Origin of the sequence: Bacillus pacificus, assembly GCF_020861345.1 — a bacterium.
Classification (GTDB): Bacteria; Bacillota; Bacilli; order Bacillales; family Bacillaceae_G; genus Bacillus_A; species Bacillus_A pacificus.
Window position 1 is genome coordinate 493,555 of sequence record NZ_CP086328.1, and the last position, 25,775, is coordinate 519,329.

At 38.3% G+C, this 25,775-nt stretch carries 24 protein-coding genes and 2 pseudogenes; 20 read left to right on the forward strand and 6 right to left on the reverse strand.

What is annotated here, in order from left to right; all coding sequences use genetic code 11:
* Window position 1 precedes the first annotated feature (1 nt).
* A complete protein-coding gene (gene glgP / locus LMD38_RS02535; RefSeq protein ID WP_016718783.1) occupies window positions 2-2,410 on the forward strand; it encodes a glycogen phosphorylase in 2,409 nt (802 codons plus the stop codon).
* A gap of 133 nt (window positions 2,411-2,543) precedes the next feature.
* Here the strand turns inward: glgP and LMD38_RS28580 are convergent, their stop codons facing one another.
* Together LMD38_RS28580 and LMD38_RS02540 are read right to left on the reverse strand one after the other, a co-directional pair.
* A complete protein-coding gene (locus tag LMD38_RS28580) occupies window positions 2,544-2,678 on the reverse strand; it encodes a hypothetical protein (RefSeq protein WP_000911074.1) in 135 nt (44 codons plus the stop codon).
* Between the two features lie 76 nt (window positions 2,679-2,754).
* Window positions 2,755-3,477: a lipase family protein gene (locus tag LMD38_RS02540; protein WP_001260123.1), complete on the reverse strand. Its 723-nt coding sequence runs from the start codon at window positions 3,475-3,477 to the stop codon at window positions 2,755-2,757.
* A 133-nt stretch (window positions 3,478-3,610) separates the two neighbouring features.
* Here LMD38_RS02540 and LMD38_RS02545 point away from each other — a divergent pair.
* Window positions 3,611-3,757: pseudogene (locus LMD38_RS02545) on the forward strand (MerR family transcriptional regulator); the annotation flags it as partial.
* Between the two features lie 23 nt (window positions 3,758-3,780).
* Here the strand turns inward: LMD38_RS02545 and LMD38_RS02550 are convergent.
* Window positions 3,781-4,563, reverse strand: coding sequence for a TIGR00266 family protein (locus LMD38_RS02550; protein WP_001201255.1), 783 nt, complete (start codon window positions 4,561-4,563; stop codon window positions 3,781-3,783).
* Between the two features lie 391 nt (window positions 4,564-4,954).
* On the opposite strand from LMD38_RS02550, the gene cspD reads away from it, so the two are divergent.
* Complete coding sequence (gene cspD, locus LMD38_RS02555) at window positions 4,955-5,155, forward strand: cold-shock protein CspD (RefSeq protein ID WP_001193054.1); 201 nt, start codon at window positions 4,955-4,957, stop codon at window positions 5,153-5,155.
* 44 nt (window positions 5,156-5,199) lie between these two features.
* On the opposite strand, the gene LMD38_RS02560 is transcribed toward cspD, so the two are convergent.
* Both LMD38_RS02560 and LMD38_RS02565 read right to left on the reverse strand, forming a co-directional pair.
* Window positions 5,200-5,931 (reverse strand): yteA family sporulation protein, encoded by a 732-nt coding sequence (locus LMD38_RS02560; RefSeq protein WP_062822588.1) that lies wholly within the window; start codon window positions 5,929-5,931, stop codon window positions 5,200-5,202.
* 109 nt (window positions 5,932-6,040) lie between these two features.
* Window positions 6,041-6,994 (reverse strand): 1,4-dihydroxy-2-naphthoate polyprenyltransferase, encoded by a 954-nt coding sequence (locus LMD38_RS02565; protein ID WP_228920170.1) that lies wholly within the window; start codon window positions 6,992-6,994, stop codon window positions 6,041-6,043.
* Window positions 6,995-7,188: 194 nt separating this feature from the next.
* On the opposite strand from LMD38_RS02565, the gene LMD38_RS02570 reads away from it, so the two are divergent.
* The 9 genes from LMD38_RS02570 (at window position 7,189) to LMD38_RS02610 (ending at window position 17,741) form a co-directional block, all read left to right on the forward strand.
* Window positions 7,189-8,583: an isochorismate synthase gene (locus LMD38_RS02570; RefSeq protein WP_000616755.1), complete on the forward strand. Its 1,395-nt coding sequence runs from the start codon at window positions 7,189-7,191 to the stop codon at window positions 8,581-8,583.
* On the forward strand, window positions 8,580-10,334 hold the full coding sequence (gene menD / locus LMD38_RS02575) for a 2-succinyl-5-enolpyruvyl-6-hydroxy-3-cyclohexene-1-carboxylic-acid synthase (protein WP_062822590.1): 1,755 nt from the start codon (window positions 8,580-8,582) through the stop codon (window positions 10,332-10,334). The genes LMD38_RS02570 and menD overlap by 4 nt, the downstream gene beginning before the upstream one ends.
* Window positions 10,331-11,143, forward strand: a complete 813-nt coding sequence (gene menH / locus LMD38_RS02580; RefSeq protein ID WP_001103341.1) for a 2-succinyl-6-hydroxy-2,4-cyclohexadiene-1-carboxylate synthase — start codon at window positions 10,331-10,333, stop codon at window positions 11,141-11,143. Before menD ends, menH begins: the two co-directional genes overlap by 4 nt.
* A gap of 69 nt (window positions 11,144-11,212) precedes the next feature.
* Window positions 11,213-12,031, forward strand: a complete 819-nt coding sequence (gene menB / locus LMD38_RS02585) for a 1,4-dihydroxy-2-naphthoyl-CoA synthase (RefSeq protein WP_000963874.1) — start codon at window positions 11,213-11,215, stop codon at window positions 12,029-12,031.
* 162 nt (window positions 12,032-12,193) lie between these two features.
* Window positions 12,194-13,639, forward strand: coding sequence for an o-succinylbenzoate--CoA ligase (locus LMD38_RS02590; RefSeq protein WP_142238288.1), 1,446 nt, complete (start codon window positions 12,194-12,196; stop codon window positions 13,637-13,639).
* Window positions 13,640-14,746: an o-succinylbenzoate synthase gene (gene menC / locus LMD38_RS02595; RefSeq protein ID WP_062822592.1), complete on the forward strand. Its 1,107-nt coding sequence runs from the start codon at window positions 13,640-13,642 to the stop codon at window positions 14,744-14,746.
* A gap of 254 nt (window positions 14,747-15,000) precedes the next feature.
* Entirely contained in the window at window positions 15,001-15,699 is a 699-nt protein-coding gene (locus tag LMD38_RS02600; RefSeq protein ID WP_016718776.1) for a response regulator transcription factor, read from the forward strand.
* Window positions 15,692-16,798 carry a HAMP domain-containing sensor histidine kinase gene (locus LMD38_RS02605; RefSeq protein ID WP_062822593.1) on the forward strand — a complete coding sequence of 369 codons (1,107 nt, stop codon included), beginning with the start codon at window positions 15,692-15,694 and terminating at the stop codon, window positions 16,796-16,798. Before LMD38_RS02600 ends, LMD38_RS02605 begins: the two co-directional genes overlap by 8 nt.
* An 82-nt stretch (window positions 16,799-16,880) precedes the next feature.
* A complete protein-coding gene (locus tag LMD38_RS02610; protein ID WP_061182737.1) occupies window positions 16,881-17,741 on the forward strand; it encodes a M15 family metallopeptidase in 861 nt (286 codons plus the stop codon).
* Window positions 17,742-17,874: 133 nt separating this feature from the next.
* Here the strand turns inward: LMD38_RS02610 and LMD38_RS28785 are convergent.
* Window positions 17,875-18,066 (reverse strand): annotated as a pseudogene (locus tag LMD38_RS28785) (hypothetical protein); the annotation flags it as partial.
* A 198-nt stretch (window positions 18,067-18,264) separates the two neighbouring features.
* Here LMD38_RS28785 and LMD38_RS02615 point away from each other — a divergent pair.
* From LMD38_RS02615 to gntP, 8 genes are all read left to right on the forward strand, one after another.
* Complete coding sequence (locus LMD38_RS02615) at window positions 18,265-18,867, forward strand: hypothetical protein (RefSeq protein ID WP_000726227.1); 603 nt, start codon at window positions 18,265-18,267, stop codon at window positions 18,865-18,867.
* A 20-nt stretch (window positions 18,868-18,887) separates the two neighbouring features.
* Window positions 18,888-19,178, forward strand: a complete 291-nt coding sequence (locus LMD38_RS02620) for a DUF3986 family protein (RefSeq protein WP_061182738.1) — start codon at window positions 18,888-18,890, stop codon at window positions 19,176-19,178.
* Between the two features lie 368 nt (window positions 19,179-19,546).
* Complete coding sequence (locus LMD38_RS02625) at window positions 19,547-20,647, forward strand: amidohydrolase/deacetylase family metallohydrolase (protein ID WP_062822595.1); 1,101 nt, start codon at window positions 19,547-19,549, stop codon at window positions 20,645-20,647.
* Window positions 20,625-21,728: a DgaE family pyridoxal phosphate-dependent ammonia lyase gene (locus tag LMD38_RS02630; RefSeq protein ID WP_061182740.1), complete on the forward strand. Its 1,104-nt coding sequence runs from the start codon at window positions 20,625-20,627 to the stop codon at window positions 21,726-21,728. The genes LMD38_RS02625 and LMD38_RS02630 overlap by 23 nt, the downstream gene beginning before the upstream one ends.
* 1 nt (window position 21,729) lies before the next feature.
* Entirely contained in the window at window positions 21,730-22,485 is a 756-nt protein-coding gene (gene dagF, locus LMD38_RS02635; protein WP_061182741.1) for a 2-dehydro-3-deoxy-phosphogluconate aldolase, read from the forward strand.
* Entirely contained in the window at window positions 22,478-23,494 is a 1,017-nt protein-coding gene (locus LMD38_RS02640; RefSeq protein ID WP_062822596.1) for a sugar kinase, read from the forward strand. Before dagF ends, LMD38_RS02640 begins: the two co-directional genes overlap by 8 nt.
* The gene (locus LMD38_RS02645) at window positions 23,494-24,219 is read left to right on the forward strand and encodes a GntR family transcriptional regulator (RefSeq protein ID WP_000539265.1); all 726 of its coding nucleotides are present in this window, start codon (window positions 23,494-23,496) and stop codon (window positions 24,217-24,219) included. Before LMD38_RS02640 ends, LMD38_RS02645 begins: the two co-directional genes overlap by 1 nt.
* A 199-nt stretch (window positions 24,220-24,418) precedes the next feature.
* Complete coding sequence (gene gntP, locus LMD38_RS02650) at window positions 24,419-25,744, forward strand: gluconate permease GntP (RefSeq protein ID WP_000356148.1); 1,326 nt, start codon at window positions 24,419-24,421, stop codon at window positions 25,742-25,744.
* The last annotated feature ends 31 nt before the right edge of the window (window positions 25,745-25,775 follow it).

The window sequence follows — 25,775 nt, forward strand, 5'->3', positions numbered from 1 at the left end:
AATGTTTACTCATGTTGAAAGTTTCAAATCAGCTTTTCTAGAAAAGTTAGAGACGATGTATGGTAAAAGTTTCAAAGACTCTACAACTCGTGATCAATACAATACGCTTGGGTACATGGTGCGTGAGTATATGAATAGTCAATGGATTGCAACGAATGAAAGTTATCGGTCTGGAGAGCGAAAGCAAATGTATTACTTATCCATTGAGTTTTTACTTGGGCGTTTGCTTGGAAGTAACATATTAAATTTAGGCATCAAGGATGTATGTGAGCAAGGGCTTTCTGAGCTTGGAATTTCGTTGCAACAATTAGAAGAGGTGGAAGCAGATGCAGGTCTTGGAAATGGTGGACTTGGACGATTAGCAGCCTGTTTCCTTGATTCACTTGCATCTTTAAACTTACCAGGTCATGGGTGCGGAATTCGTTACAAACACGGCTTATTTGATCAAAAAATTGTTGATGGTTATCAAGTTGAATTTCCAGAACAGTGGCTTCTTCATGAAAATGTATGGGAAGTAAGAAGGCATGATCAAGCTGTAGAAGTAAGTTATTTCGGCAATGTTGAACCGCTCTACATTGATGGGCGTTTAGAATTCAGGCATACAAATGCAGAAGTAATTATGGCCGTACCATATGACGTTCCGGTAGTAGGTTATGAGACGAGTACTGTAAATACACTTAGACTTTGGAATGCGGAACCAGTTCCTTTCCCGCAAAATTGCAAAGATATTTTGAAATATAAGCGTGAAACAGAGGCGGTATCGGAGTTTTTATATCCAGATGATACGCATGATGAGGGGAAAATACTTCGTTTGAAACAACAGTATTTCCTCGTATCAGCAAGCTTGCAAAATATCGTTCGTATGCATAGAGAAAGATATGGTGACCTTCGTCAATTACATGAGAAAATTGCGATTCATATTAATGATACACATCCAGTTTTGGCGATTCCAGAACTGATGCGTATTTTATTAGATGAAGAAAAACTAGCATGGGAAGAAGCTTGGCACATAACGACGCAAACGATTTCTTATACGAATCATACGACGTTATCAGAAGCGCTTGAGAAGTGGCCAATTCACATTTTTAAACCGTTATTACCGAGAATTTATATGATTATTGAAGAGATTAATGAACGTTTCTGTCATGAACTTTGGGAGCGTTATCCGTATGAATGGCATCGTATTGAAGAGATGGCGATTATTGCGCATGATCTTGTGAAAATGGCTCATTTAGCAATTGTCGGTAGTCATAGCGTAAATGGTGTAGCAAAAATTCATACAGAAATTTTAAAGCAGCGTGAAATGCGATTGTTTTATGAGTTTTATCCAGATAAGTTTAATAATAAAACGAATGGAATCGCTCATAGACGCTGGTTAATGAAGGCGAATCCACAGCTAACGAATCTTATTTCAGAGGCGATTGGAACAGAGTGGAAGAAAGAACCGATTAAGCTTCAAGAGCTACAATTAGTTCAATACGATGCGAGTTTCCAAGAGAAATTTGCAGAGGTCAAACAAGAGCGCAAAGAGATTTTAGCAGCGCGCATTCATAATACAATGGGGATTACAATTGATCCTAATTCTATTTTTGATGTGCAAGTAAAAAGGCTACATGCTTACAAGCGACAATTATTAAATGTTCTTCATATTTTATATTTGTATAACCGTTTGAAAGAGGATGCTAGTTTTACATTTTATCCGCGTACTTTTATTTTTGGAGCGAAAGCATCACCTGGCTATTACTATGCGAAAAAAATTATTAAATTAATAAATGAACTTGCAAGGAAAGTGAATAACGATCCGTACGTAAGCCAATATATGAAAGTTATCTTTCTAGAAAACTATCGAGTGTCTGTAGCGGAAGATATATTCCCAGCGGCTGATGTAAGTGAACAAATTTCAACAGCGAGTAAAGAAGCATCCGGAACAGGCAATATGAAATTTATGATGAATGGTGCGATTACGCTCGGCACGTTAGACGGAGCGAATATTGAAATAAAAGATAGAGTCGGCGATGATAACTGTTTCATTTTCGGTTTAACGGCCGAAGAGGTTCTTCATTACTATCAAAATGGTGGATATCGTGCAAGTGATTATTATCACCACAATGGGCACATTAAGAAGGTAGTAGACCAGTTAACGAATGGTTTCTTTGCACAGTCGGGAGCTGAATTTGAAGCAATTTACGATTCTCTCGTTATTCAAAATGATGAATATTTCGTTCTGCGAGATTTTGGCCCATATGCGGAAAAGCAAGAAGCTGTTGGTAGAGCTTATGAGAACCGAACGAAGTGGCTCGAAATGTCGATTTTAAATATTGCACAATCTGGTCATTTTGCGAGCGATCGAACGATTTTACAGTATAGTAATGAGATTTGGGGTATTGGTAATACAGTTACGCAAATTTAAAGAGATTGCTACGTTGGAAAAGATTATATGAAATTTATATCAGCGATTTTTAAGATATATCGATTTACCGACAAAAATTGACACTAATAAATAAACCGAGCTTAAACTCATTAAGCTCGGTTTTCTTTTTTGCTTAAGAAAGAAATGGGATCGCAGTATATATTACACCCGTTCCACCATATTCTCCTGTCGCAAAGTATGAAAATGTAAAGAAACCTGTAAACGTAAAAATTACAATGAGAAAAAGTGCAAAGATAAATTTTAGCATGTAAGGTCCCCTCATCCAAAAGTAACTTCATATATTATTATAGTATAAGGATATTTAATTTCCAATTGTTTACTGGTTAAAAATGAGAAGTCAGACATGTTTTGTATGTTGTCATGGCATGATTATTTGTAATAGATTTTGTGTTTTTTGTAAAAGTCATGTTGTGATGAACGTGTGCATATTCCCAGTCTTGGTCATTAAAATTTATGTTTCGAGGAGGAAGAAGTGGAACGACATCAAATAAGTTGACGAAACGAAAGCTACTAGCTACTTGTAGTTTATAATAATTACGAAATGCAATATCTCCCACTTTTGGGGAGGCAAATGTATACAGACCGTACTGTGCGAAGGCAGTGTTTATACGCGCATCGAGTATATGTAGTGTAGCGAGTGCGCCGCCTAAGCTATGACCGGTTGCAAGGAGTTTCTTATGGGCTGGTAACGATACGAGCATATCCATAATAGAATCTCGGCAAGATTCATAAATGGAAAGAAAGCCGTTATGGACATTTCCGCTATTTAAAGCATATGGATATGGTTTTTGGTTAACGAGTGAATCGATAATCCAGTCTGTATCTGTTTGTGTCCCGCGAAAAGCTACAATAACGGTATCCTCAGATTCTAGTATGAATCCGAACCATTCTGTCGTTTGAATGGTTTTTCCTTGAAAGCCTTGTACATATTGAAAACCATCTGGTATTTCAAAAATCCCATTTTGTTTATATTGTTCATATGTTAACTCACAACAAGAAGCTAACAGTATGGCGGTATCTTTATCAAAGGATAAAGGAGTACGCATTAAGGGAGCCTCCTTAAGAAAAGGTATAGTTCAATATATGCAGTGAGGGACTTGATTCATTCTTTTAGAAAAAAAGCTTGAACCTACAGTTACGTGAGGGAGTATGATTTTTGTAAACATACTGTTAGGAGGAGTGTATGCTTTAGGAAAATTAGAGAATGCACAAGAACAATATAATAATATGATGCCATCTCCTTATACGGAAGAAGAAGAGGCGTGGCTTAACGAAGCGATGGAGTATTATATGATTCAAAGTGGTTTGTATAGTCCACCTAAATAACAAGAGCCCTATAAGGGCCCTTGTTACTCTTTCCCATCTAATAAACGACCAAGCCCACCTAAAACGCTGCCTTCACCAGTGCTTTGCGCTGCTGGGCTTGTCAGACGTGCTGCTAAGCGGCTAAGTGTTAAGGACTGAATCCAAACTGTTCCAGGTCCTTCTAACGTTGCGAAGAATAAACCTTCGCCGCCAAATAGAGCTGTTTTTACTTTTCCAACGAACTCGACATCGTAGTTAATGTCTTTTGTCATGGCAACGAGACAACCTGTATCGATGCGAAGTTTTTCGCCATGTTTTAGTTCACGCTTATATACAGTTCCGCCTGCATGCATGAAAGCAAGTCCATCACCTTCAAGTTTCTGCATGATGAAACCTTCACCGCCGAAGAAACCAGTTCCGATTTTTTTCGTAAACTCGATTCCGATAGAAACGCCTTTTGCGGCACAAAGAAATGCATCTTTTTGACAAACTACTTTTCCTTGATATTCTGTTAAATCTACAGGAATAATTTTACCCGGATACGGAGCAGCAAAGGATACGTGACGCTTGCCGTGACCTGTATTTGTAAATACAGTCATAAACATGCTTTCGCCTGTCACGAGACGCTTACCAGCGCCCATTAATTTTCCGAATAAACCTCCAGATGGGCCAGAACCATCGCCGAAGATTGTTTCCATTTCTATGTAATCTTCCATCATCATCATTGCACCAGCTTCTGCGATCACGCTTTCTTCTGGGTCTAACTCAATTTCAACAAACTGCATATCATCGCCGTATAATTTATACTCGATTTCATGTGCTCTCATTTTTTTCACCTCGTATGTAATAGATATTTATATTGTACAGAATTTAATAGGATTAGAATACTTTAGTTTTGTTAATTTTCAAATAAAGTGGGAGCACTCAAGATTGGTTGTCAGCTCTCACCAATCGAGCAGTCCACAAATAGCGAGATAAAATATGAATATGGAAGTTCAACATTATATTAAAATTATAAAAAAATAATGGAATGAAAGTGTTCTCATTTGACGTTTTGGATATAGCGTGATATAGTGAAGTCACTATTGAGCTACATAATGTGGTACGGAAATAAAGCACGTTGAATTAAAGGCTGTAAGCTTGTTATACATTCATGTCCTTTATATCCACCTTTTCATGTGGATTCATAGTTTCATTTTTATTTAGGAGGTACATGACATGCAAACAGGTAAAGTTAAATGGTTCAACAGCGAAAAAGGTTTCGGTTTCATCGAAGTTGAAGGTGGAGACGATGTATTCGTTCACTTCTCAGCTATCCAAGGTGACGGATTCAAAACTTTAGAAGAAGGTCAAGAAGTTTCTTTCGAAATCGTTGAAGGTAACCGTGGACCACAAGCTGCTAACGTTACAAAAAACTAATTAGCTAGCGATAAAAAGCATTCCGATTTTCGGAATGCTTTTTTTTATTCTTTGGAACTCGACTCATTTGAAGACAATTCGCCCTTAAAGGTACGCTCTTCAAAGTCATCAAGCATTTGCTCATATTCTTCATGTTCTTCCGTAGCGAAAACTTGCGGATTTTTTCCGTACATATCTGTACCGATAAAGTTTTCGAAATCCTCTACGTAGCCTACGTTTTCTTCACTATTTACGTACATGCCGTTATAGTTTTTCGAATCTTGTCTTTCTAAATCAGATGGTGTTTCAGATGTTCCGTAATTGGCAACATCTTGCCATGCATCTTCTGCATCGTACTCAACAGAATGATCTTCATCATGTTTGTGGAAAGAAGGAGACAATACTTCTTCTTCAACTGGTCGTGTATTCATATTTAACTTACTTGTCGTGTGCTGAACGCATGTTGTAGCGGTTGGCATTGCTTCTAATCTTTCAAATGGAATTTCTTCACCAGACACTTCACAAATACCGTACGTACCCGCTTCTATTTTTTGCAAGGCATGTTTCGTATCCTCTAGCTGTTTATGCCAAAGTTCAATAAGTCCGAAGTCTTTTTCGCGTTCATATAGCTCTGTTGCCATATCAGCTGGATGGTTATCATAGCTAGATAATTCGCCAACGGAATCGCGTTCAGATGCACGATCTTCATTTTCATGTGTTTGTATCGTTTGTTCTAGTTCTTGCTTTTGTTTTTCTAAAACGGATTTAAATTGATTTATTTGTTGTGGAGTTAACATAGTCGTCCACCTTCCTACAATTCAGTTTCTTTACATAGTATGAGCGTTGCGAGTAGGAATTATGAGCTGAAATTGGTATATGAAAAAGGAGCCGCATTAGCAGCTCCTTTTAAAGGAAATATCCAAGTAATAATCCGATTCCCATTAAGAGACCGAAGATTGTATTTGTTTTTGCTGTTGCTATCATCGCAGGTACCATTTCCATTGGAATGCTTTTGCCGATAAAGCCTTTCGTCGCTGTATATGCTTTCGGTGCACTTAAAAATACGATAAGCATCCATGGTGATACGATGCCGACGATAATTAAAGCAATTGTCCAAATGTAGGAAACGATGAACATAGAAGCAAGTACACCAACTGCTCGCTCGCGTCCAACGAGAATTGCTAACGTTTTACGACCGTTTTCTTTATCCCCATCTAAGTCACGGATATTATTGGCTAGTAAAATGGCACCAATTAAAATGGAGCTTGGAATAGATAGTAAAACGACTTCTGATGTTATAGTTCCAGTTTGAATAAAGAATGAAATCCCGATAATAATGACACCCATAAATAATCCGGCTGTTAACTCTCCAAATGGTGTATAGGCAATGGGAAGTGGGCCACCCGTATAAAGGTAAGCAACGGCCATACAAACAAGACCGATTGCAGCAAGCCACCAGCTAGAATTCATACAAATATAAACACCTAATAGTATTGCGATGCCGAAAAATCCAAATGCTAAGTTAAGCACTGTTTTTGGCTGAATGCCATCGCGAACGATAGCGCCGCCGATACCAACTGAACCTTCGTGATCAAGTCCTCTTTTATAATCAAAGTATTCATTAAACATGTTTGTTGCTGCCTGAATGAGAAGACAAGCAAGAAGCATTATAAGGAAAAGAGGGAGATGTATTTGATTTATACCTCCGACCTGCATTGCATAGGCTGTTCCGATGAAAACAGGAACGAAAGCTGCTGTTAATGTATGGGGACGTAGTAAACTCCACCAAATGCGCCAGCCTGTTTGCTTGCTTGGCTTTGGCGCCGTAGGAGAGGAATTCGTTTCGACGTTCATTTCCATGTTGAATCCTCCTTTGGTCACATATTGTACACAACTAAGTGTAGAAAAAGCATCATTTAGTGTCAACGTTTATTTTCTAGGAAGAGAAGGTGAATTTCTCAGAAATGCTAAACGTTGACAGGCCTTTCGTTTGAGGTGTATCTTAAAATCAAGCGTAATTATGACTATTTTTCGCCCATAGGGGGGAGACAATTGTGATTCAAACGAAACAAAAAGGCTTGCAGGAAGTTCTAAGTGCAGCCATTAAGCATGCAACTGATGAAAAAATATTGGTTAGTTTTGTAAAACAAATAGACTGGATGGATCCACTTCTGTTTTATGCAGCAGGAAAAAGGATCTCATTCGAAAATAGATGTTATTTTGCAGACCCAGCTCAGCATGTAATATTTGCTGGAATTGGTTCTGTTTTCACTATAGCAACTGCTTCTCACAAACGCTTTCAAACTGCTCGTGACGAGTGGGATAAAGTAAAAGAGAAATCGTTTGTACAAAGAGAAAAATATGAATTCGGAACAGGTCCTCTTTTATTTGGTGGATTTTCATTTGACCAAGAAAAAGAGAAAACAGACTTATGGAAAGAATTTGATGATACGACATTTTCACTACCAGCATTTTTATTAACTGTAAAAAATGAAAAAGCATGGTTAACAATGAATACATTCGTTTCAGCAACAGATTGTGCAGAAACTCTTTATAACGAAATTGTTTCTTTAGAAGAGAAAATTTTGGAGGAGAGTAAATGTGCACTAGAAGGATCGAAATTAACAGTTACTTCTAAAGTAGAAGTGGATCCGAAAGGCTGGATGAAGGCTATTGAGAAAGTGCAAGATGAGATGAAGCAGGGGAACGTGCAGAAGGTTGTATTAGCGAGGGAGCTAAAAGTAGAGATGGATCATCATATTGATTCTGCGCTTGTTTTAGAAGCACTTCGCATTGGGCAACCAGATTGTTACGTATTTTCTTTTGATTATAAAGGAGCATGCTTCTTAGGAGCGACGCCAGAGAGATTAATTCGCAAAGAAGATGAGAAGTTTACTTCAATGTGTCTTGCTGGTTCAACTGGTCATGGTCAATCTATAGAAGAAAGTAAGCGAAATAGTGATGCGCTTCTTCATGATGAAAAGAATTTAGCTGAACACGGTTATGTTGTGAACATGATCAGGTCTGTATTAAATGAGCACTGCGAATCTGTTAATATTCCGGAAAGTCCGGGCTTATTAACAACGAAAAACTTAATTCATTTATATACGCCTGTAGAGGCAAAAGGCGATGCGAGTCTTTTAACAATGGTAGAAGAATTACATCCAACACCAGCTCTTGGCGGGACACCTCGTTTGGAAGCGATGAAACTGATTCGTGATGTTGAATTGTTAGACAGAGGATTATATGGTGCACCGATTGGCTGGATAGATGATGAAGGAAATGGTGAATTTGCGGTTGCACTTCGCTGCGGATTATTAAATGGCGAGAAAGCATCCTTATTCGCCGGTTGCGGGATTGTAATTGATTCAGTACCACAACTTGAATATGAAGAAACAAGTTTGAAGTTTAGACCGATGCTTGGTGCTTTGGAGGAATTAATGAAATGAACAATCATATAGAAGCATTATCATATTATTTAGGCGCGTTCGTGGATGAACTGACGCGTCTAAATGTATGTGATGTTGTCATTAGTCCAGGCTCACGGTCAACGCCGATTGCTCTACTAATGGAACAACATGAAGGAATGAACACATATTTACATGTAGATGAAAGATCTGCAGGATTTTTTGCGCTCGGTATCGCAAAAGCGAAAAAACGTCCTGTTGCATTATTATGTACGTCAGGAACGGCTGCAGCGAACTATTATCCAGCTGTATGTGAAGCTTTTCATTCGCGAGTGCCGCTTATCGTCTTAACGGCAGATAGACCGCATGAATTAAGAGATGTCGGTGCACCACAAGCGATGAATCAAATTAATTTATACGGCACGTTTGTGAAGCAATTTACAGAGATGGCACTTCCAGAAGCGAATGAGGCGATGTATCATTACGCTCGCATGACAACGCAGCGCATGATAGCGAGCGCGCTTTTAGCACCGCAAGGACCTGTTCATCTTAATTTTCCAGTTCGTGAACCGCTTATCCCGGACTTCTCATTAGAAAGTTTATGGGATAAAGGACGCGGAGAATATACAGGAGTAGTTCAGCGAGGGAATGCGGTGATGCCGAGTGAATATGTAGATTCTCTTGTAGGGCGCCTTTCACATATGGAAAAGGGGCTTATTATTTGTGGAGATGATAGTCATTCAGAAATCGCAACGTTTGCAACGCAACTAGCTGAAAAAACGGGATATCCAATATTAGCGGATCCACTTTCTAACATTCGTAGTGGACACCACGATAAAACGATGGTAATCGACTGTTACGATACATTTTTACGAAATGAGCCGTTAAAAGAAACGTGGAAGCCGGAAGTTATAATTCGCTTCGGTGGTATGCCTGTTTCGAAAGCATTAACGCAGTTCATCAAAAAACAAACGAAAGCTGTTCATATCGTTGTTGATGAATCAGGACAATGGAGAGATCCAGCTCTCGTTGCAACAGAAGTTGTCCAAGCAAGTGATATTGCATTTTGCAGTGCACTAATAGAAAAAATGCCAGTTATGAAAAAGAATGATTGGTCCCAAATGTGGCAACATATAAACGAAAAAACGAAGGAAACGCTTCGCGAAATGGAAACATATGATACTGCGTTTGAAGGAAGAGTCATTACGGATATTGTTCGCGTATTACCAGAAGGGGCAACGTTATTCGCGAGTAATAGTATGCCAATTCGTGATACAGATTCATTCTTTTTCACATCGGATAAAAATATTCAAGTGATGGCTAACCGCGGTGTAAATGGGATTGATGGAATCATTTCGACAGCTTTAGGAGCGAGCATGATTTGCGATCCGCTCGTATTAGTAATCGGTGATTTATCATTTTATCATGATTTAAACGGATTATTAGCCGCAAAATTACATGAGTTAAATATAACGATTGTTGTTGTAAATAATGACGGTGGTGGTATTTTCTCATTCTTACCACAATATGAGAAAAAGGAACATTTCGAATCATTATTTGGAACTCCAATTGGGCTTGACTATGAGCATGTTGTCAACATGTACGGTGGTTCATTTAGCCGTGTAAATGGTTGGGAGCAATTCCGTGAAGAGGTACAAAAAGGAACGACGACAGAAGGTTTACACGTTGTGGAAATTTGTACGAACCGTGATGAAAACTTAACGTTGCACCGTACGTTATGGGCAAAAACACAGGACGTCATTACTACATCGTTGCAAGGTGAATCAAAATGAACGTAACGCTGCAAGGTTTATCGTATGAATATGAAGTAGTCGGAAGCGGAGAACCACTTCTACTTCTTCATGGTTTTACGGGAAGTATGGAAACGTGGCGTTCCTTCATTCCTTCTTGGAGCGAGCAGTTTCAAGTCATTTTAGTAGATATTGTTGGGCACGGAAAAACGGAAAGTCCTGAAGATGTGACGCATTATGATATTCGAAATGCGGCATTGCAAATGAAAGAACTACTAGATTATCTTCATATTGAAAAGGCGCACATACTCGGCTATTCAATGGGCGGTAGACTGGCGATTACGATGGCGTGTCTATATCCAGAATATGTACGTTCTCTTTTATTAGAAAATTGTACAGCTGGGCTTGAAAGTGAAGATGAGCGAAAAGAACGCTGTGAAAAAGATGAGCGACTTGCTCAAAAAATTGAGCGAGAAGGCATCGAAAGTTTTGTATCGATGTGGGAAAATATTCCGCTGTTTGAAACGCAAAAAAGTTTAGCACAAAACGTACAAGAAGCAGTGCGAAAAGAACGACTCGCTAACAATCCAAAAGGGCTTGCAAATAGCTTGCGCGGCATGGGAACAGGGGCTCAGCCTTCATGGTGGAATGAGCTGCAAAACTTAAAAATGCCTGTTCTTTTAATGAACGGTGAGCATGATGAAAAGTTCTTTCGCATATTAAAAAATATCGAAAAATGCGTCTCTGACGCGAAATTTGTCAAAATTGATGGCGCTGGCCATGCAATTCATGTGGAACAACCGGAAAAGTTTGATACAATAGTAAAGGGATTTCTAAAAACTATGCAGTGATGCTTTTTTCAGTTAAGAATGAAGTTGCACTTATAGAGGAGATCAGAAATATACAAGGAGGTAGTTGTAATGGCTATTGAATGGGTAAAAGAAGGCAATTACGAAGATATTATTTATTCAACATACAATGGTATCGCAAAGATTTCGATTAACCGCCCTGAAGTACATAACGCATTCCGTCCTAAAACGGTAATGGAGTTAATCGACGCTTTTGCACATGCTCGTGATGATGCAAATGTTGGCGTTATCATTTTAACAGGTGAAGGTGGACGTGCATTCTGTTCTGGCGGCGACCAAAAAGTTCGCGGTCATGGTGGATATGTAGGTGACGACCAAATCCCTCGTTTAAATGTATTAGACTTACAACGTCTAATTCGCGCAATTCCTAAACCAGTTATCGCAATGGTAGCAGGTTATGCAATCGGTGGTGGACACGTACTTCATATCGTATGTGACTTAACAATTGCTGCAGACAACGCTGTATTCGGACAAACAGGTCCTAAAGTAGGAAGCTTTGACGGTGGATACGGAGCTGGTTACTTAGCTCGTATGGTAGGCCACAAGAAAGCACGCGAAATTTGGTACCTATGCCGTCAATACAACGCGCAAGAAGCACTTGATATGGGATTAGTAAATACAGTAGTACCATTAGAACAACTTGAAGCAGAAACAGTACAATGGGCAGAAGAAATTTTAGCAAACAGCCCAATGGCACTTCGTTTCCTAAAAGCTGCATTCAACGCAGACACAGACGGTCTAGCTGGTATTCAACAACTAGCTGGAGATGCAACGTTATTGTACTACACAACTGACGAAGCAAAAGAAGGTCGCGACGCGTTCAAAGAAAAACGCCGTCCAGACTTCGGTCAATTCCCTCGTTTCCCGTGATCAAAAGCGGAGCCGACTGTTTAGCCTCGTTGGCTAAGGTTCTTAGACGGAAGCAGCTCGCCCACAAAGTGAGTCGCAACCAAATGATCAAACCGGAAACAAAACAACTAAGAGACTTGATGTCATATCAAGTCTCTTTCTTTCATGAAAGGAGAATGAGTGATGGAGACGATGCCAAATTGGTTAATGCAACGTGCATTTTTAACACCAGATCGCACTGCAATTGAAATAGAGGAAGAGAAAGTTACTTTTATGCAGCTGCATGAAAAAGTAGTATCTGTTTGTGAACACCTCACACATATAGGAGTGAAACGTGGGCAAAAGGTGGCTGTTCTGATGAAAAATGGTATGGAGATGATTACAGTTATTCACGCCCTATCTTACGTAGGTGCAGTAGCTGTGCTTTTAAATACGCGTCTTTCAAGAGAAGAGCTACTTTGGCAAATGGATGATGCTGAAGTTATTTGTTTAGTGACAGATCAAGACTTTGATGCTAAAGATATTCCTGTATATTCATTCGCTGAAGTGATGAATGGATCAAAAGAGGAAGCCTCTATACAAGAAGAGTTTTCTTTAGAAGAAGCAATGACAATTATTTATACGTCTGGGACGACAGGCAAACCGAAAGGCGTTATTTTAACGTACGGCAATCATTGGGCAAGCGCGGTTGGCTCTTCGCTTAATTTAGGCCTTCGTGATGATGATTGCTGGTTAGCTTGTATGCCGATGTTCCACGTTGGCGGGTTATCTCTTTTAATGAAAAACATTATGTACGGCATGCGCATTTTACTCGTTCCGAAATATGATGCTGATTTTATTCATAAAGCACTTCAAACGAGAGGTGTAACGATTATTTCTGTCGTTTCTAAAATGTTAACTGATTTATTAGAGCGACTTGGGGCAGAGACATACCCATCTTCTTTACGATGCATGTTACTTGGCGGAGGACCAGCGCCGAAACCATTATTAGAAACGTGTGTAGAAAAAGGAATTCCTGTATATCAAACGTACGGTATGACAGAAACGTCTTCGCAAATTTGTACGTTGTCCGCAGATTATATGTTAACGAAAGTAGGATCAGCTGGAAAACCACTATTTCAGTGCCAACTTCGTATTGAAAAAGATGGCGTCGTAGTGCCGGCATTTACAGAAGGCGAAATCGTAGTAAAAGGACCGAACGTAACAGGTGGTTACTTTAAGCGTGAAGATGCGACGCGCGAAACAATTCAAAACGGATGGCTTCATACTGGCGACCTCGGTTATTTAGACGAAGAAGGATTTTTATACGTATTAGATCGCCGCAGTGATTTAATTATTTCTGGCGGAGAGAATATATATCCGGCTCAAATTGAAGAAGTGTTACTTTCTCATCCGGCGGTAGCGGAAGCTGGTGTTGTCGGCATGACTGACGATAAATGGGGACAAGTACCCGCTGCTTTTGTTGTAAAAAATGGAGAAGTAACAGAAGAAGAAATTATTCACTTTTGCGAGGAGAAATTAGCGAAATATAAAGTGCCGAAAAAAGCTTGTTTCTTAGAGGAGTTACCACGAAATGCTTCGAAAAAATTGTTAAGACGAGAGTTAAGACAATTAGTGGAGGAGATGTAAGTGGAGATAAAAAAAGCGACACTTCATATAACGGAAATGCCACTCGTCATCCCGTTTGCTGCAAGCTACGGAACGTATGAAAAGCGTGAAAGTATCGTCATTGAATTAGAAGATACGGACGGGTGCATTGGTGTTGGCGAAGTCGTTGCGTTTTCTGAACCGTGGTATACGGAAGAAACAGTGAAAACCGCGCTGCATGTACTGCAAGATTTTTTAATACCGGATTTATTAAAGGCTGACATTTTTCATCCGAATGAAGTGCCGAGTTTGTTCCAGCATATAAAAAGAAACCGAATGGCAAAGGCGGGAATTGAAGGGGCTGTCTGGAATTTATATGCGAAGCGTCAAAAGAAATCGTTAGCGACAGTGCTTGGCGGAACGAAGGCTGAAATTGAAGTCGGTGTTGTAATTGGGCTTAATACGATTCCGGTTATGTTAAAACAAATCGAGAAGTACGCTGAAGAAGGATACGAGCGTTTTAAAGTGAAAATAAAGCCAGGGCATGATTATGAGTTATTAAAAGAAATACGTAAAGAGTTTCCGCATATCCCGTTAATGGCTGATGCCAATTCAGCGTATACATTAGCGGATACGGAGAGTCTGAAACGACTAGATGAATTTCAATTGATGATGATTGAGCAACCGCTAGCGGATTACGATTTTCTTGATCATGCACAGTTGCAAAAGAAAATAGAAACACCAATTTGTTTGGACGAAAGTATCCATAGTTTAGAAGATGCACGCGTTGCGATTACGCTTGGCAGCTGCCAAATCGTTAACATTAAACCAGGGCGAGTGGGCGGATTAACAGAATCAATCCAAATCCATAATTATTGTATGGAGCATAACATACCAGTTTGGTGCGGCGGTATGGTAGAGATGGGGATTTCACGAGCGCAAAATGTTGCCCTCGCCTCATTGCCTAACTTTACGATTCCAGGCGATATATCCGCTTCTAGTAGACATTGGGAGAAGGATATTATTTCACCGGCAGTGACGCTTGAGGGCGGAAAAGTGATGGTGCCGCAAAGTGTTGATGCTGAGTATGAGGTAGATCACGGAAGACTGGCGGAAATTACGAAGCAGCGGATTGTTTTTGAGCGGTAAGTGGAGTCTTTAAAATAGCGAGAGGATTTTGTCGTTAATTGTCGGTAAGTCGATATATTTTAATAATCGCCGATATAATTCGAGTTACGATCGATATAATTGAAAAATCGCCGATATAATTCCAGTTATGGTCGATATATTTGGAAAATCGCTGATATAATTTTATTTACAAAGGTTACTCTAACGGGTAACCTTTTCGTATTGTACAAATTGGATAGACTAGTTTACAATCGAGCGTATAAAGGGGGAGTAAAATGAAGCGCATTTCCATTTTAATAGCGGATGATGAGGCAGAAATTGCTGATTTAATTGAGATACATTTAGAAAAAGAAGGGTACCACGTCGTGAAAGCAGCTGATGGAGAAGAGGCAATTCATATTATTGAAACGCAGCCAATCGACTTAGTGGTTTTAGATATTATGATGCCAAAAATGGATGGGTATGAAGTGACGCGCCAAATTCGGGCGAAGCATCATATGCCAATCATTTTCTTAAGTGCGAAAACGTCTGATTTTGATAAGGTGACAGGTCTTGTGCTAGGCGCAGATGATTATATGACGAAACCTTTTACACCGATTGAATTAGTCGCACGTGTAAATGCACAATTACGCCGATTTCTTACGTTAAATCAGCCGAAAGTAGAGGAGAATAAATCTGCTTTAGAGGTAGGCGGAGTCGTGATTGATCCTGAGCGAAGAACGGTAAATGTGTACGGAGAACAAGTTGAATTAACACCGAAAGAGTTTGATATTTTATATTTATTAGCGAGTCACCCGAAGAAAGTGTACAATGTGGAAAATATTTTTCAGCAAGTATGGGCCGATGATTATTTTGAAGGCGGAAATACAGTTATGGTACATATTCGCACATTGCGGAAAAAACTTGGGGAAGATAAAAGAAAGAATAAGTTAATAAAAACAGTGTGGGGAGTAGGTTATACTTTCAATGGCTAACAAGATGAGAAGTTTTCGCTCGAAAATGGTTATGCTATTTGCGTTAAGTATGATATGTGCTGCTGGCGTAACGTATATCATTTATGAAGGGTTACGGATCTATTATAAATTAGTCGTTCGTTTTGAGGATCCGTTAGCTCAAGTCCGGTCGATAATAAGACAAATTGGGGATGTTAATTTCTTTTTAATTATCTTCATACCTCTGTCCATTATGTTTTTCTTCTTCCTTACTAGGCCGTATTTAAAATATTTTGATGAGATTTCAAATGGAATTCATCATTTGGCGAACGGAGATTTTACAAATGAAGTGCGCGTTTCATCAAATGATGAGTTTGGATATATTGCAAGTGAGATTAATGTAGCGAGTGAAAAATTAAGGGAAGCAGTGGAACGAGGAGACTTTGCGGAAAGTAGTAAAGATCAGCTTATTGTTAACTTAGCTCACGATTTAAGAACACCATTAACATCCGTGTTAGGATATTTAGATTTAATTCTTAAAGATGAAAATTTAACGAAGGAACAAATTAAACATTTCTCTACAATTGCATATACGAAATCGCAAAGGCTCGAAAGTTTAATTGATGAGCTATTTGAAATTACACGTATGAATTATGGCATGCTAAAGCTGGATAAAAAGCCGATTGATATAAGTGAGTTACTTATACAGTTAGATGAGGAATTGTATCCGTTATTAGAAAAACATCATTTAGAAGCTAGGTTGAATGTTGATTCTCATTTGCCGATTAACGGTGATGGAAAATTGTTAGCTAGAGTATTTGAAAACTTGTTAACAAATGCTGTTCGTTACGGATATGATGGGCAATTTGTTGATCTGAATGGGTATATCGATAATGGAGAAGTTGTCGTACAAGTTATAAATTACGGAGATAGCATTCCAGAAGAAGATTTACCGTATGTTTTTGATATGTTTTATACAGGTGATAAATCGAGAACTGAGAATCGTGGCGGGACAGGCCTTGGGCTATTTATTGCGAAAAATATTATCGAGCAGCATAACGGTACGATTTCTGCTGAAAGTAATGTAGTTAGAACAATGTTTGAAGTGAGATTGCCAAAAGACGAGAACGTAACAATTTAATAAAAATTTAAACTTTATCCCACTTTTTATTTTAATAGTTTTTTCTATTCTAGACGTAAGTTACGTTAAGGAGGAACTAGAAATGAAAAAGTGGGTATTTATTTCTTTTTTTATCGCATGCACAATCTGTGTAGGCGTTTATATATCACCGTTATTTCAAAAAGAAATTGATGTGAAAATCGGCGGGGAAAATAGTGCAGTAAAGAATGAAAATATGAAAAAGGTAGAGGTTACAAAAGAAGAAATTTATAAAGGGGATCTATTATTAGTTAACAAAGACTACCCAGTGAAAAAAGATAGTATTAGGTCTGACATTATAAATGTAAATCACAGTAGTGAATTAGTGAGAGGCTACGTAATATTTGATAGAAATCTTCGTTTATCAAAGGAGGTTGTAAAAAAGTTTTTGAACGTTGTCGATGCGGCTGGAAAAGATGGTGTACAACATTTCTTAATGAATAGCGGGTATAGAGATTTTAAAGAACAAAGTAAATTATATAAAGACATGGGATCTAATTATGCACTCCCAGCAGGATACAGTGAGCATAATTTAGGATTATCACTGGACGTTGGATCGACGCAAAAGAAAATGGAAAAAGCACCTGAAGGAAAATGGATTGAAGAGAACGTATGGAAGCATGGCTTTGTTTTACGTTATCCGAAAAATAAAAGCAATATTACAGGCATTCAATATGAGCCGTGGCACATTCGTTATGTCGGTTTACCTCATAGTGCGATTATGCAAAAAAAGAAAATGACATTAGAGGAATACTTAGACTTCTTGAAAGAGAAAAAAGAAATCACAACCGATGTGGAAGGTAAGAAATATACGGTTTCTTATTATAAAGTATCCGGGAACAGGACAGTGAATGTTCCGGTGAATAAGCAGTATGAAGTTTCGGGGAATAATATGGATGGGGTTATTGTGACGGTTCAGGAATAGAGAAAAAGCTATCTGAAGTAGATAGCTTTTTTTCATGATTGGCCGCCTATCAAGCTAGCGAAATAAATCAATGGATACGAAATCGGATTGTCTTTAAACTAACAAATAAAAGTAGGGGTGCTAAAAAAGCTTATTAAAGTGCGATTTTTTTATTGGGTACTTGTCTATGCTTTATCGTTGTTTTATACACAATATCGGATTATAAAAAATGGTACCTTCTTATATCGATGAGATTTAAGACCATTCTTTTTAAGCAGTTGATAAAGGCGATTACTTGAAATAGGAACGAAAAGGAATTATTAATTATATAAATTGCTCTATATTTGCACCGAATGAATTAGTTATGAGATTTATTTTAAATGTCATTAAATAATTGTTTTATACAAATTGATAGTAACCAATATTGATGATTATTGATAGACTAGTTAAATTTTTCTTAATATTTTATTATTTAAAATGCGAGATAATAAAAATGTATTTTTATTGTTTTCTGCTGTTATATATTTAGGAGGGAGAATGGTAGATGAAAAAGAAATTTATCACGGGGATGATTTCTGCTGCATTATTGCTGAGCTTTACTTTACCATCAATTGCTGATGCAAGTATTGAAACGGAAGAAGATGGTATTGTAACGGAGTATATCCCTGAAATCAATCTAGGCATTGATTTATCAAAGGTTGATACTTCTGACTTCGATTTTGAAAATTTCGAAAAAGAGTATGGTTTTTTAGTAAATGACCCTGTTTTTTTACAACTAGAGGAGGAAGTAAGTAAACTAAGGGTTGAATCTGTTGTTGAAAAAAATCCTTTTACTGGCGAATTGGTTGTTAAGCAGGAGATATTGCCTGCTATTGTTCTTGGTGCATTAAGAGTATTAGTTTCAAAGGTAGGTAGAACTGCTGCGGATAAAGCCTGGGCGGTTGCGCGTCCATATGTACAAAAGGCACTCAATTCTCCGAAGCAATATATTTTAGAAGCAGCTAAGGGTGGAATGATAATACAAGTACGTTCTAAAGCTACTGGTAACCGAGTTTTTGCCATAGATTATCATTATATTGATGGAAAAGGTCCTATCTTACATTATCATAGTCCTCCTAATGTTAGTGCACATAAATATTTTAGATAATGTCTAAGGAGCTTATATCTATGAAAAAATATAACTTTGACGATTCGATTCATATGCATTTATTTTATTACGGGGATATAGAAGAGGTTTTTACATATGAGGCTATAGCTTATAAAGTATGTAATGAAAATTTATGGGTAGTGTATTTTGATATTTCTTACTATGATGATTTATCAAATCATCAATTTTCTCAGTATCCATTCTATGATAAGTATGGATATGAAATTCTCCATGTTCGTACAAAAGATCTAGATGAGTGTGAAGGAAATAAATTATTTACTGATTGGTTAATTAATAATTCAATTGTTTAGTTCTAGCCAGCTATTGGTGGGCAGTAAGGCTTCCACCTCAAAAGTTGGTGAAGGCTAATCCACACTGATTAAAGTTTCATTTTATAAATCTATCTATCACCAAAAGGCCTATCAATTTAAGTGCTTTTTGGTTTTTTATTTATGATAGAGAAATGTCTTGAAAAATCAGAGGCACAATGTACTAAAAATATCTTAACATATAAAATTTACGAAATGATAATTGTATCTATTATCGGGACTTAAACATTATAACGTTATATTTACTTCTCTCTTTTTTTGTGTTACGCTAAACGTGTGAAAGAGATATAAAATGAAACTTTAATGTAAGCGTATTCTTATGGCTTCTTATAGAAAAGGGTGGAAGTACAATGACAGAACGATTCGTACTACGTAACGTGAAACGTGTGAACGGGGAAGAAATTGACATTGTAATTGAAAATAATAAAATCGCACAGGTGACGAAAGCTGGTGCTGGTGAGGGTGGAAAGGTTCTTGATTACTCAGGTACTTACGTATCGAGTGGCTGGATTGATTTGCACGTTCATGCTTTTCCAGAGTTTGATCCGTATGGCGATGAGGTGGACGAAATTGGCGTTAAGCAAGGGGTAACGACAATTGTTGATGCGGGTAGCTGCGGAGCTGATCGTATTGCAGATTTAGTAAAAAGTAGGGAGCAGGCGAAAACGAATTTATTTGCCTTTTTAAATATTTCTCGCATCGGTTTGAAACGAATTGATGAATTATCCAATATGGAATGGATCGATAAAGAGAAAGTAATAGAAGCAGTAGAAAAGTATAAAGATGTAATCGTTGGGTTAAAGGCGAGAATGAGTAAGAGTGTCGTTTGTGATAGCGGAATTGAACCGCTTCATATAGCGCGTGATTTATCCCGTGAAACATCATTACCGATTATGGTACATATCGGTTCAGCGCCTCCTCGCATTGAGGAAGTTGTACCTCTTTTAGAAAAAGATGATGTGGTTACACATTACTTAAACGGGAAAGAAAATAATTTATTTGATGAAGAAGGCAAACCGCTACCTGTGTTACTAGATGCAGTGAATCGCGGCGTACATTTAGATGTTGGTCACGGTAATGCTAGTTTTTCTTTTAAAGTAGCAGAAGCAGCGAAGCGTCACGGTATTGCCTTCAATACAATTAGTACAGATATTTACCGGAAGAATCGCGTGCATGGTCCCGTGTATAGTATGGCTCACGTTCTTTCGAAATTCCTTTACTTAGGTTATTCGCTAGAAGAAGTAATTGATGCGGTGACGAAAAATGCAGCAGAGTGGCTTAAGAAACCAGAGCTTGGCCGTATTCAAGAAGGAGATATTGCAAATTTAACTTTATTTACGGTGAAAGATGAGAAGATTACGTTAATTGATTCAGAAGGGGATCAGCGCATCGCTGAAAGAAGAATTGATACGAAAGGGGTTGTAATCAATGGGTCATTCATTGAATGCTAAGTACGGATTAAAAAGAGTGATTAATGCGAGCGGTAGAATGAGTATTTTAGGTGTATCCGCTCCGACAGATACAGTTATGGATGCAATGAAACATGGGGGACAAAATTATGTGGAAATTGCTGATTTAGTAGATAAAGCAGGAGATCATATTGCGAGAATTCTAGATTCAGAGGCAGCGGTCGTTGTGAATTCAGCATCGAGCGGAATTGCGCTTTCTATCGCAGCAATCGTGACGGAAGGAAATCGCCGTAAAAGTGAAAGACTTCATCAAGAGGTCATCGCGAAAAACGAAGTGATTATGTTAAAAGGTCATAACGTTCAATACGGTGCTCCTGTTGAAACGATGATTTATTTAGGCGGAGGAAAACTTGTAGAAGTTGGCTACGCAAATGAAGGGAAAGCAGAGCATATTGAAGATGCGATTGGTGAAAATACAGCGGCGATTCTTTATGTGAAATCCCATCATGCAGTACAAAAAAATATGATTTCTGTTGAAGAAGCATGGGAAGTTGCGCAGCGAAATAACATCCCTCTTATCGTTGATGCGGCAGCTGAAGAAGATATTCAAAAATATGTGAAGTATTCAGACCTTGCCATTTATAGCGGTTCAAAAGCAATTGAAGGACCTACTTCTGGTATTGTTGGCGGGAAACGAAAATATATTGAGTGGCTGAAAGTGCAATTACATTGCATTGGAAGAAGTATGAAAGTTGGGAAAGAAACAACTTTTGGTTTACTGCAAGCACTTGATGAGTACGGAGTAAAAGAAGATAAGAGCGAGCAAGAAAAAGAGTTGTTACAAGTACTTATGCCGCTAAAAGAATTAAACGGTGTAAATGTAACGATCGTTCAAGATGAAGCGGGAAGAGCAATTTTTAGAGCTCGTATTCATATTGACGAGAATGAATTAAATAAATCAGCAAAAGACGTTGTGACTGCATTACGCGAAGGGGAAATCGCAATTTATACACGTGATTACGGAGTAAGACAAGGATTCTTTGATATTGATCCACGTCCACTTTTAGGTGATGACATACATGTAATTGAAGAAAAATTGAGAGAAATTGTAGGGGGAAACTAAAATGACAAACATTCAAAAACGTTTTTATAAAGGCCGTGTAGCATTAAATGTATTAGCGAACAATATCGAAAATGCGAAAGATATTTTTGAAGCAGCAGAAGGTTATGTAGTAGTGGGAGTGTTATCAAAAGACTATCCAACAGTAGAAGAAGCAGTTACAGCGATGAAAGCATACGGAAAAGAAATTGAAGACGCTGTATCAATCGGACTAGGAGCAGGAGATAATCGCCAAGCGGCAGTTGTAGCTGAAATTGCGAAACATTATCCAGGTAGCCATATTAACCAAGTATTCCCTTCAGTTGGAGCGACACGCGCAAATCTTGGTGAAAAAGATAGCTGGATTAATAGTTTAGTATCGCCGACAGGAAAAGTAGGGTACGTAAATATTTCTACTGGTCCAATTAGTGCAGCTGGAGAAGAAAAAGCAATCGTTCCAATTAAAACAGCGATTGCACTTGTACGTGATATGGGCGGAAATTCATTGAAATACTTCCCAATGAAAGGTTTAGCTCATGAAGAAGAATATCGCGCAGTTGCGAAGGCTTGTGCGGAAGAAGGATTTGCATTAGAGCCAACAGGCGGAATTGATAAAGAAAACTTTGAAACAATTGTACGTATTGCGCTTGAAGCAAATGTAGAGCAAGTGATCCCGCACGTATACTCTTCTATTATTGATAAGGAAACTGGTAATACGAAAGTAGAAGATGTTCGTGAATTATTAGCAGTCGTGAAGAAGTTAGTTGATCAATATGCGTAAGAAAATTGCAGCATTTGGTGAAGTAATGATGCGCCTGCAAGTACCAGAATATGAGTTGTTGTCGCAAGCTAATACATTAAAATACTCATTTTCTGGTACAGGTGTGAACGTTGCAGCAGCACTTTCTCATCTCGGTCACGAAGGCTTTCTTATTTCAACTTTACCGGAAAATTCGGTTGGAGATGCTGCAGTATCACACATTCAGAAATTAGGTATTCGTCCTTCATTTATTTCAAGAGGCGGTAAATATGTCGGCATGTACTTTTTAGAAAATGGATTTGGGGCACGTGCAAGCCGCGTTACATATTCAAATCGATTAGAAAGTAGCTTCAATACGGCATGTGAAGACATGTATCAATTTGAAGAAATCGCAAAGGAAATTGATATCGTTCATTTTTGCGGGATTACACTTGCGATGAATGACACGGTGCGTCATCATATGAAATCTTTAGCGAAAGCAGTGAAAGAAAACGGAGGAACTGTCGTCTTTGATTGCAATTATCGTCCGTCACTTTGGGGAGAAGATGGATATGAGCAGGCGAGACCGCATTATGAAGAAATGTTAGGGCTAGCTGATATTGTAATGATGAATGAAAAAGATGCAATGTTCGTTCTTGGAATGAAAACAGAGGAGACGGAGCGAGAGGCGCAACTTATTGATCTCATTCCGAAAGTAGCTGAAACGTATCATATCGCTACAATTGCTGGTACACATCGCTCTATTAATAGCGATAATACACACTCGCTTCGCGGATTTATATGTAAAGATGGTGCGTTCACTTTTGCAAAAACACTTACGTTTTCTGTATATGATAGAATAGGTGCTGGAGATGCTTATACGAGCGGGATTATTCATGGCGAGATAGAAGAGTTTGCACCAGAGAAAGCTGTTTCATTTGCGTCAGCAGCTGGAATGCTTGCACATACAATCGTCGGTGATACGCCAATGTCATCAGAGAAGGATATACTTCGGGCAATGACGGCATCAGTAGGTGATGTAGAAAGGTAGTGGGGGTAACGGTGAACGTAACGAGGAAAAAAGGACCATTATATTTACAAATAAAAAACATTATTCGTGATCGAATATTGCATGGTGTATATGCGATTCATACGAATATTCCTTCCGAACCACAGTTAGAAGAAGAGTTCAAAGTGAGCAAAATTACAGTGCGTAATGCGATTAAAGAACTTGCTCAAGAAGGATATTTGGAAAAGAAAAGCGGTAAAGGAACGAAAGTTATCCGTAATACTTCTGCGACAAAGTTGTCAAAGGGTAAAAAATTTACAGAAGTGTTAGTGGAAGAAGGATATAAAGTACAAAAGAAATTGCTCAAAGCAGAAATCGTTCATAATGAAGAAGGAACGGTGCCTTTTCGATTATTCGGTAAGGAAAGTTTTCGCATTGAACGTTTATATACGTTAAATGATGCACCGTACATTCATTATACGCACTATTTCTCAGCGAAAATGGCAAGTACAGATTTATCGGACTTTGATTTGCAATCGCTTTACGATTTAGTAGAAGACCGAGGTATACATTTAGAAAACTTCAGAGATGAATTCGCTGTTGGTCTTGCGCCTAGTTTCGTTGCCGAAGCGTTAGGTGAAAAAGAGGGGACAGCGCTATTAAAACGCATGCGCTATTCTTACGATGAAGTTGGAGAAGTAATTGAATATAGCGAAGGCTACTACAATACAGAAATGCAGCATTATGTAGTGAATTATGACGTATAAAAAGAGGGGATTTTCCCTCTTTTTTTATCCCGCGTTAACGGACAGTAAAACTCCCACCTCAAAATTCAGTTGGAGCAAAGGAGTTAGGTGGGAGTCGGGCTGTCCATAAACGTCCAATTGGTTCAACTAATAATCAGTGGGGGATGAACAAAACCCTCACTGATTAAAGTTTCACTTTATAAAGTAAGGGGAATGAGAGATGGATATATACTTATTAATCGTCACGTTACTTGCAATTGCGATTGTTATTTTAGGGGTATCATGGTGGAAATGGCATGCATTTATTAGTTTAACAGTTGCGAGTTTATTTTTAGCTATCATGTCTGGACTGAACTTAACGAAAATAGTGGCTGCCTATGAAACTGGTGTTGGTAGTGTACTAGGGCATTTAGTTGGTATTTTGGCACTTGGAACTATATTAGGGAAAATGATGTCTGATTCAGGGGCAGGCATGCAAGTTGCAGATTTCTTTATTCGATTTTTCGGCGTAAAAAAATTACCGTGGGCTATGTTATTTGCAGGGTTTGTTATAGGGATTCCCGTCTTTTTTGAAGTAGGGATTGTCATTTTATTGCCACTTGTTATTTCAATTCGAAAAACAACGAAGCAAAACATATTATTAATTGCTTTACCTGTTATTGCTGGGTTATCTATTGTTCACGGGCTCGTGCCACCACATCCAGGGGCGATGACAGCAATCGGTATTTATAACGCGAACTTAGGAAAGGTACTTTTATATTCATTACTTATCGCGTTACCAACAGCCATTATCGCAGGACCGATCTTTGCAAAGTGGGTACATAAAAGGGTTATACCTGAAAATGAACCAGAGCTTATTCGGGTTACGACTGTCTCAACTGATTTACCGAGTCGTAAAGTTTCATTCTTTATTATTTTATTACCAGTTGTATTGATGATTTTATCGGTCGTTGCACCATATATTTCATTACCGAAAAAGATGACTGAATTTTTTGTATTTATTGGAAGTCCAGTAATTGCTTTACTTATTTCATGTTTCGCAGCATTTTATTTACTTGGAATAAGACAAGGAATTAATAAAAAGATGATTAAAAAATTAACAGACGAAAGTTTATTACCGGTCGGTTCCATTATTTTAATTATCGGTGCAGGCGGTGGATTTAAACAAATATTAATTGAAAGCGGCGTTGGAACGGCGATCGCGCAAATGGCAGAACATATATCGTTATCACCAATCGTATTAGCTTTCATGGTAGCTGGATTAATTCGAATTGCAACAGGTTCAGCGACAGTAGCATTAACGACAGCAGCAGGGATTGTTTCACCAGTTATTCAGCACATGTCTGGTGTGAATTTAGAGTTGCTTGTTATTGCAACCGGAGCAGGTTCATTAATGTTTTCTCACGTAAATGATGCAGGGTTCTGGCTTGTAAAAGAGTATTTAGGTTTGACGGTGAAGGAAACGTTTAAAACGTGGACGGTACTCGAGACATTGTTATCATTTATTGCATTTGGTTTTGCGCTTTTATTGAATATGTTTATTTAGAAGAGCCGATTTAAACGAATAGAGCACACAG